Genomic DNA, 980 nt, shown 5'->3' with positions numbered 1-980 from the left:
CTTGATCACTGTGGAGTTGTAGCTCTTCGGTGATTTTTTCTTTTCTTTTAGCGTCTTTAATTGTATTAAGAACTAAGTTTACGTTCTGTTCTGTTCCCATTTTGTAGGCTATAATACTCTCGTCATATAAATCCCGAATCATAGAAAGATACAACACGCCTTGCCCAGTATGAATATATGATATATCTGTGACCCATTTTTGATTTGGTTTATCTGCTTGGAAGTCTCGATTTAATAAATTAGCGTACTTATGAATTTGCTGTCCCATCTGCTTATATCTTTTACGGCGACGGATTTCTGAAAGCAAACCATATTTATTCATAATGCGTAAAATCGACTTGTGATTAACAACAATTTGTTTCTTTCGCTGTAACCATATAAGTACTCTTCGATAACCATAAGTCTTACCTGAACGCTCTTGGCACTCTTTAATCATCCTCCCCAATTTCTCATCTTTATCTGTGGAATTAATTCTCTTTACGAAATCATAATAACCGCTACGTGATACTTCAAAAAATTCGCACATTGTAGTGATAGGGTATTTATCCTTACAGGAATATATCGATGTGTATTTAACCTTCGGTTTCACCTCCTTCCAGTGCTTTGAAGAAAAGAACGCAATAATTCATTTTCCATTTTTAATCGTTTTATTTCCATATCTCTATCCTGTTCTGTAGGTAAATGGTTTTTTCTCGGTCTACCCTTTTGACATGGAGTAATTCCAATTTCCAATAAACGCTGTTTTCTCCTATATCGATTCATTAACTGCTCCACAACACGCTTATCTCCCAATTGATATATTTCACTGATTTCACGATATGACTTTCCTTCTTCAATAAGTGTTAAAACGTTATTTATTATAAATTCTCCAAATTGTTTACGTCCTTTTGTCTTCATAGAAAAAACCTCCTATTGTATATATTTATTCTACAACAGAAGGTCCTTTTTATTCAATGTCCGTTTTTGTGGGTTCAGTTCAC

Annotated in this window: 2 protein-coding genes; both read right to left on the bottom strand. The window is 34.0% G+C overall.

Annotated features, from left to right (window positions below; all coding sequences use genetic code 11):
- Window positions 1-589: IS3 family transposase (locus tag LGK95_RS22130; protein WP_226127075.1), on the bottom strand; the 589-nt coding region annotated here is incomplete at its 3' end.
- Window positions 586-897: an imidazolonepropionase gene (locus LGK95_RS22125; protein ID WP_226127062.1), complete on the bottom strand. Its 312-nt coding sequence runs from the start codon at window positions 895-897 to the stop codon at window positions 586-588. The genes LGK95_RS22130 and LGK95_RS22125, both read right to left, overlap by 4 nt.
- Window positions 898-980: the final 83 nt, after the last annotated feature.

The organism is Clostridium algoriphilum (genome assembly GCF_020443705.1).
Lineage (GTDB): Bacteria > Bacillota > Clostridia > Clostridiales > Clostridiaceae > Clostridium_AD > Clostridium_AD algoriphilum.
Note: the sequence above shows the minus strand (reverse complement) of the source record. Positions and strands in the feature narration are given on the sequence as shown.